Here is a 6,631-nt window from a genome sequence, read left to right as displayed (position 1 = left end):
TGAGTGCCGAGAACATCGCTGGTCTGGTCGTGGCCGTCGCGCTCGTCGGCTACCTCGTCGTGGCGCTGATCTTCCCGGAGAAGTTCTGACATGGGATCCACTCTCGCGGGCTGGATGCAGGCCCTCGCCCTCGTCGGCGCGCTGGCCCTGTGCTACCGCCCCCTTGGCGACTACATCGCCAAGCTCCTCACCACCTCCAAGCACCTCAGAGTCGAGCGCGGCGTCTACAGGCTGATCGGCGTCGACGGTGACGCCGATCAGCGCTGGCCGGTGTACCTGCGCTCGGTGCTGGCCTTCTCGGCCGTCTCCGTGCTCTTCCTCTACGGCCTGATCCGCCTCCAGACCTTCCTGCTGCTGAACCTGGGCGTTCCGCAGATGGAGGGCCACCAGGCCTGGAACACCGCGATCTCGTTCGTCACCAACACCAACTGGCAGTCCTACAGCGGCGAGTCCGCGATGGGTCACCTGGTGCAGATGGCGGGTCTGGCGGTGCAGAACTTCGTCTCCGCGGCCGTCGGCATCGCGATCGTCGCCGCGCTGATCCGGGGCTTCACCCGGAGCAGGACCGACCGGGTCGGCAACTTCTGGGTGGACCTGGTCCGGATCAACCTGCGGCTGCTGCTGCCGCTCGCGTTCGTGTTCGCGCTGGTGCTGGCCGCCAACGGCGTGATCCAGAACTTCCACGGCTTCCACGAGGTCGCGAACCTGGCCGGCGACGTGCAGAAGATCCCGGGCGGCCCGGTGGCCTCCCAGGAGGTCATCAAGGAGCTGGGCACCAACGGCGGCGGTTTCTTCAACGCCAACTCGGCGCACCCGTTCGAGAACCCGACCGGTTTCACCAACTGGCTGGAGATCTTCCTGCTGCTGGTGATCCCGTTCGCGCTGCCGCGCACCTTCGGCAGGATGGTCGGCGACAATCGTCAGGGCTACGCGATCGTCGCCGTGATGGGCATCTTCTGGGTCGCCTCGGTGGCTCTGCTGACCTGGGCCGAGGCCGCGCACCACGGCACCGCCCTGCAGGCCGCGGGCGGCGCGATGGAGGGCAAGGAGCAGCGGTTCGGCATCGCCGGATCCACGCTGTTCGCCGCCTCGACGACGCTGACGTCGACGGGTGCGGTGAACTCCTTCCACGATTCGTTCACGCCGCTCGGCGGCGGCATCACGATTTTCAACATGATGCTCGGTGAGATCGCGCCCGGCGGTACCGGTTCCGGTCTGTACGGCATGTTGATCCTGGCGATCGTGGCGGTGTTCGTCGCGGGCCTGATGGTCGGGCGTACCCCCGAGTACCTGGGCAAGAAGCTCGGCGGCCGCGAGATGAAGTTCGCGTCGCTGTACATCCTCACCACCCCGACCATCGTGCTGGTCGGCACGGGTGTGGCGATGGCCCTGCCGGGTGAGCGGGCCGGGATGCTCAACTCGGGTGCCCACGGTTTCTCCGAGGTGCTGTACGCCTTCACCTCGGCCGCCAACAACAACGGTTCGGCTTTCGGCGGTCTGACCGTCAACACCGACTGGTACGACACCGCGTTCGGTCTGGCGATGGTCTTCGGGCGGTTCCTGCCGATCGTCTTCGTCCTGGCGCTGGCGGGTTCGCTCGCGCAGCAGCAGCCGGTTCCGGCCACTCCGGGCACCCTGCCCACCCACAAGCCGCTGTTCGTGGGCCTGCTGTCGGGCGTCGTCCTGATCGTCGTCGGCCTCACCTACTTCCCGGCCCTGGCCCTCGGGCCGCTCGCGGAAGGTCTCTCCTGATGTCCACCCCCACGCTCAACCCCGCACCGGCCGACAAGGCCGAGCCCGCCGCGCCGCACAGAGTGGCCAGCGGCCTCCTCGACCCGAAGCTGATCGTCACGTCCCTGCCGGACGCGGTGAAGAAGCTCGACCCCCGGGTGATGGTCAAGAACCCGGTGATGTTCGTGGTCGAGGTGGGCTCGGTGGTCACCACCGTCTCCGCGATCGCCAGCCCGTCCGTGTTCGCCTGGGCCATCACCGTGTGGCTCTGGCTCACCACGATCTTCGCCAACCTGGCGGAGGCCGTCGCCGAGGGCCGCGGCAAGGCCCAGGCCGACACCCTGCGCAAGACCAAGACCGAGAGCGTCGCCCGCCGGCTCACCAACTGGCCGGCCACCCAGGACGAGGAGGAGGTCCCCGGGACCTCCCTGCGGCTCGGCGACCACGTCGTCGTGGAGGCCGGGCAGATCATCCCCGGCGACGGCGACGTCGTCGAGGGTGTCGCGTCCGTCGACGAGTCGGCGATCACCGGCGAGTCCGCGCCGGTCATCCGCGAGTCCGGCGGCGACCGCTCGGCGGTGACGGGTGGCACCAAGGTGCTGTCCGACCGGATCGTGGTGAAGATCGCCTCGGAGCCCGGCAAGTCGTTCATCGACCGGATGATCGCCCTGGTCGAGGGCGCCGCCCGGCAGAAGACGCCGAACGAGATCGCGCTCAACATCCTGCTGGCCTCGCTGACCATCGTCTTCCTGGTCGCCGTGGTGACCCTGCAGCCGATGGCCACCTTCGCGGGCGCCCCGCAGTCGATGATCGTCCTGGTCGCCCTGATCGTGGCGCTCATCCCGACCACCATCGGCGCGCTGCTCTCCGCGATCGGCATCGCCGGTATGGACCGGCTGGTCCAGCGCAACGTGCTGGCGATGTCGGGGCGCGCCGTCGAGGCCGCCGGCGACGTCAACACCCTGCTGCTCGACAAGACCGGCACCATCACCCTGGGCAACCGCCAGGCCGCCGAGTTCCTGCCCGCCCCGGGTGTGAGCACCGACGAACTGGCCAGCGCCGCCCAGCTCTCCTCGCTGGCGGACGAGACCCCCGAGGGCCGCTCGATCGTGGTCCTGGCCAAGACCGAGTACGGCCTGCGGGCCCGCGCCCAGGGCGAGCTCACCCACGCCACCTGGGTCCCGTTCACCGCCCAGACCCGCATGTCGGGTGTGGACCTGGACGAGTCCGACGGTGTCCACCAGGTCCGCAAGGGCGCCGCCGGTGCCGTCACCAACTGGGTGACCGAGAACGGCGGTTCGGTCGGCGACGAGGTCTCCGCCCTGGTCGACGGCATCTCCGCCGCCGGTGGCACCCCGCTGGTGGTGGCCACCAGGATCGGTGCCAAGCCGGCCCGCGTCCTCGGGGTGATCCACCTCAAGGACGTGGTCAAGGAGGGCATGCGGGAGCGCTTCGACGAGCTGCGCCGGATGGGCATCAAGACCATCATGATCACGGGCGACAACCCGCTGACCGCCAAGGCGATCGCGGAGGAGGCCGGCGTGGACGACTTCCTCGCCGAGGCCACGCCCGAGGACAAGATGGCCCTGATCAAGAAGGAGCAGGAGGGCGGCAAGCTGGTCGCGATGACCGGCGACGGCACCAACGACGCCCCCGCGCTCGCCCAGGCCGACGTCGGCGTCGCGATGAACACCGGGACCATGGCAGCCAAGGAGGCCGGCAACATGGTCGACCTGGACTCCAACCCGACCAAGCTGATCGAGATCGTGGAGATCGGCAAGCAGCTGCTGATCACCCGCGGTGCGCTGACCACCTTCTCGATCGCCAACGACGTGGCCAAGTACTTCGCGATCATCCCCGCGATGTTCGCCGGAGTCTACCCGGGCCTGAAGCACCTCAACATCATGGGCCTGCACAGCCCCCAGTCCGCGATCACCTCGGCGATCATCTTCAACGCCCTGGTCATCATCGGCCTGATCCCGCTCGCCCTGCGCGGCGTGAAGTACCGGCCGTCCGACGCCAGCTCGCTGCTGGCCCGCAACATCGGGATCTACGGCCTCGGCGGTCTGGTCGTCCCCTTCATCGGCATCAAGCTGATCGACCTGATCGTCCAGTTCATCCCCGGCCTCAACTGACGCAGGGAAGGAGAGAAACACCATGTCCAAGCCCCTGCCGACGACCGTCCGCACCCACTTCACCGCGCTGCGCGCGCTGCTGGTGCTCACGGTGATCCTCGGAATCGCCTACCCGCTGCTGGTCACCGGCATCAGCCAGGTCGCCTTCAGCGACAAGGCCAACGGCTCGATCGTGAAGTCCGACGGCAAGGAGGTCGGTTCCAGCCTGCTCGGCCAGAACTTCAACCTGCCGAAGAAGGCCCCGGACGACCCGAAGGAGGACCCGGTGCCGGACCCGAAGTGGTTCCAGCCCCGGCCCTCCGCCGCCGGGACCGGGTACGACCCGTCCTCCTCCGGCGCCAGCAACCTCGGCCCGAACAGCGACGACCTGCTCAAGGCCGTCAACGACCGCCGTGCCGCCGTCGCCGCGTTCGACGGCGTCGACCCGGCGAGCGTCCCGGTCGACGCGCTGACCGCCTCCGGCTCCGGCCTCGACCCGCACATCTCGGTGGCCTACGCCAAGGAGCAGGTCAACCGGGTCGCCAAGGAGCGCAACCTGCCGGTGGAGACGGTCGCCAAGCTGGTCGACCAGTACACCGAGGGCCGTTCGCTCGGTTTCCTCGGCCAGGAGGGCGTCAACGTCGTCCTCCTCAACAAGGCCATCAGCGAGCAGAAGTGACCGAGCAGTGACGTCCCACCACATACGTGGATGACCGGGCCGGCCCGGGCGCGGGAGGATTCCCTCCGCGCCCGGGCCGGCCGCCCCCGTATCCGCACGCGCACGCACCACCCGGCTGTCACCTCCCGATGATGGAAAGAGCAGTGCCCATGGCCCGCGACCTCACCCCCGGCTCCGGCATCCGCAGGGGCCGGCTGAGGGTGTACCTCGGTTCCGCCCCGGGGGTCGGCAAGACCTACCGGATGCTGGACGAGGCCCGGCGCAGACAGGGGCGCGGGGCCGATGTCGTGGTCGGGTACATCGAGTGCCACGGCCGCCGCCACACCGAGGCCATGCTCACCGGCCTGGAGGCCCTGCCCCGCGTCCACCGCTCCTACCGCGACGCCGAGTTCGAGGAGATGGACGTCGACGCGGTGCTCGCCCGCCGCCCGGCCGTCGTCCTGGTGGACGAGCTGGCGCACACCAACATCCCCGGCGGCCGGCACGCCAAGCGCTGGCAGGACGTCGAGGAACTGCTCGCCGCCGGGATCGACGTCATCACCACCGTCAACGTCCAGCACCTGGAATCGCTGAACGACGTCGTCCAGAAGATCACCGGCGTCCCCCAGCGCGAGACCGTCCCGGACGAGGTGGTCCGTCGGGCCGACCAGCTCGAACTCGTCGACATGGCCCCGCAGGCGCTGCGTCGACGCATGGCCCATGGCAACGTCTACAAGGCGGAGAAGGTGGACGCCGCGCTCTCCAACTACTTCCGGGTCGGCAACCTCACCGCCCTGCGCGAACTCGCCCTGCTCTGGGTGGCCGGGCGGGTGGACGAGGGGCTGCGCGACTACCGGGCCAGCCACAAGATCGACCGGGTCTGGGAGACCCGTGAGCGGGTCGTGGTCGCCCTCACCGGCGGCCCGGAGGGCGAGACCCTGGTCAGACGGGCCGCCCGGATCGCCGTCGCCGCCGGCGGCGAGCTGCTGGCCGTCCACGTCTCCCGCAGCGACGGTCTGGCCGGCGCCTCCTCCGGTGCGCTCGCCCAGCAACGGCAGCTGGTCGAGTCCCTCGGCGGCAGCTACCACGTCGTCGTGGGCGACGACGTCCCCACCGCGCTGCTCGCCTTCGCCCGCGCCCACGACGCCACCCAGCTGGTGCTCGGCACCAGCCGCCGCGGCCGGATCAACCGTTTCCTCACCGGTCCCGGCACCGGGCAGACCACCGTGGACGCCTCCGAGGACATCGACGTCCACATGGTCACCCACGAGTTCACCGGCCGCGGCCGGCTGCCCTCGCTCGGCCGCCGCCACTCCAGGCGCCGCACCATCGCCGGCTACCTGGCCGGCTTCGTGCTGCCCTGGCTGCTCACCGCCGTGCTCTCCCAGGCGCACGACACCATCAACCTCACCACCGACGCGCTGATCTTCCAGCTCGGCGTGGTCGTCGTCGCGCTGCTCGGCGGCGCCATGTCCGCCCTGCTGGCCGCTTTCATCGCCTCGGTGCTGCTGAACTACTACTTCATCCCGCCGGTCCACAGCCTGACCATCGGCGAGACCAACAACATCGTCGCCCTGGTGGTCTTCGCCGCCATCGCGCTCGCCGTCTCCACCGTGGTCGACCACGCCGGCCGGCTCACCAGCCGGGCCGCCCGCGCCACCGCCGAGGCCGAGACCCTCTCCACCCTGGCCGGCAGCGTGCTGCGCGGCGCCGACGCGCTGCCCGCCCTGCTGGAGAAGTCCCGTACGGCCTTCGGCATGCAGACCGTCACGCTGCTCTCCCGCTCCGACGGCGAGGTGCTCGCCCACTGCGAGGCCGAGCACCCGGACGACGGTGAGGGGCAGCGCGAGACCACCGAGGTCCCGGTCGGCGCCGACGCCGTCCTGGTCCTCACCGGCCGCCGGCTGCCCGCCGCCGACCAGCGGGTGCTCACCGCCTTCGCCGCCCACGTCGCCGCCGCGCTGGAGCGCGACCGGCTGGCCGTGGTCGCCGCCGAGGTCGAGCCGATCAAGGCCGCCGACCGGATGCGCACCGCCCTGCTCGCCGCCGTCAGCCACGACCTGCGCACCCCGCTCGCCGCCGCCCGCGCCTCGGTCGGCTCGCTGCGCAGCCCCGACGTCGAGTTCTC

The 6,631-nt window shown here is 70.2% G+C and carries 5 protein-coding genes; all 5 read left to right on the top strand.

Annotated features, from left to right (window positions below; genetic code table 11):
• The first annotated feature begins 14 nt into the window (after positions 1–14).
• Positions 15–89 carry a K(+)-transporting ATPase subunit F gene (kdpF, locus tag ABZW30_RS46160; RefSeq protein WP_355677344.1) on the top strand — a complete coding sequence of 25 codons (75 nt, stop codon included), beginning with the start codon at positions 15–17 and terminating at the stop codon, positions 87–89.
• A 1-nt stretch (position 90) separates the two neighbouring features.
• Entirely contained in the window at positions 91–1,752 is a 1,662-nt protein-coding gene (kdpA, locus tag ABZW30_RS46155) for a potassium-transporting ATPase subunit KdpA (RefSeq protein ID WP_355677343.1), read from the top strand.
• Entirely contained in the window at positions 1,752–3,866 is a 2,115-nt protein-coding gene (kdpB, locus tag ABZW30_RS46150) for a potassium-transporting ATPase subunit KdpB (RefSeq protein WP_355677342.1), read from the top strand. Before kdpA ends, kdpB begins: the two co-directional genes overlap by 1 nt.
• A gap of 22 nt (positions 3,867–3,888) precedes the next feature.
• Positions 3,889–4,524, top strand: a complete 636-nt coding sequence (gene kdpC, locus ABZW30_RS46145; RefSeq protein WP_355677341.1) for a K(+)-transporting ATPase subunit C — start codon at positions 3,889–3,891, stop codon at positions 4,522–4,524.
• 149 nt (positions 4,525–4,673) lie between these two features.
• Positions 4,674–6,631 (top strand): DUF4118 domain-containing protein (locus tag ABZW30_RS46140; protein ID WP_355677340.1); only part of this gene is annotated, 1,958 nt, incomplete at its 3' end.

It is taken from the genome of Kitasatospora sp. NPDC004669, assembly GCF_040609455.1.
Lineage (GTDB): Bacteria > Actinomycetota > Actinomycetes > Streptomycetales > Streptomycetaceae > Kitasatospora.
The sequence above is the reverse complement of the archived record's forward strand: the minus strand, read 5'-3'. Positions and strand labels throughout refer to the sequence as shown.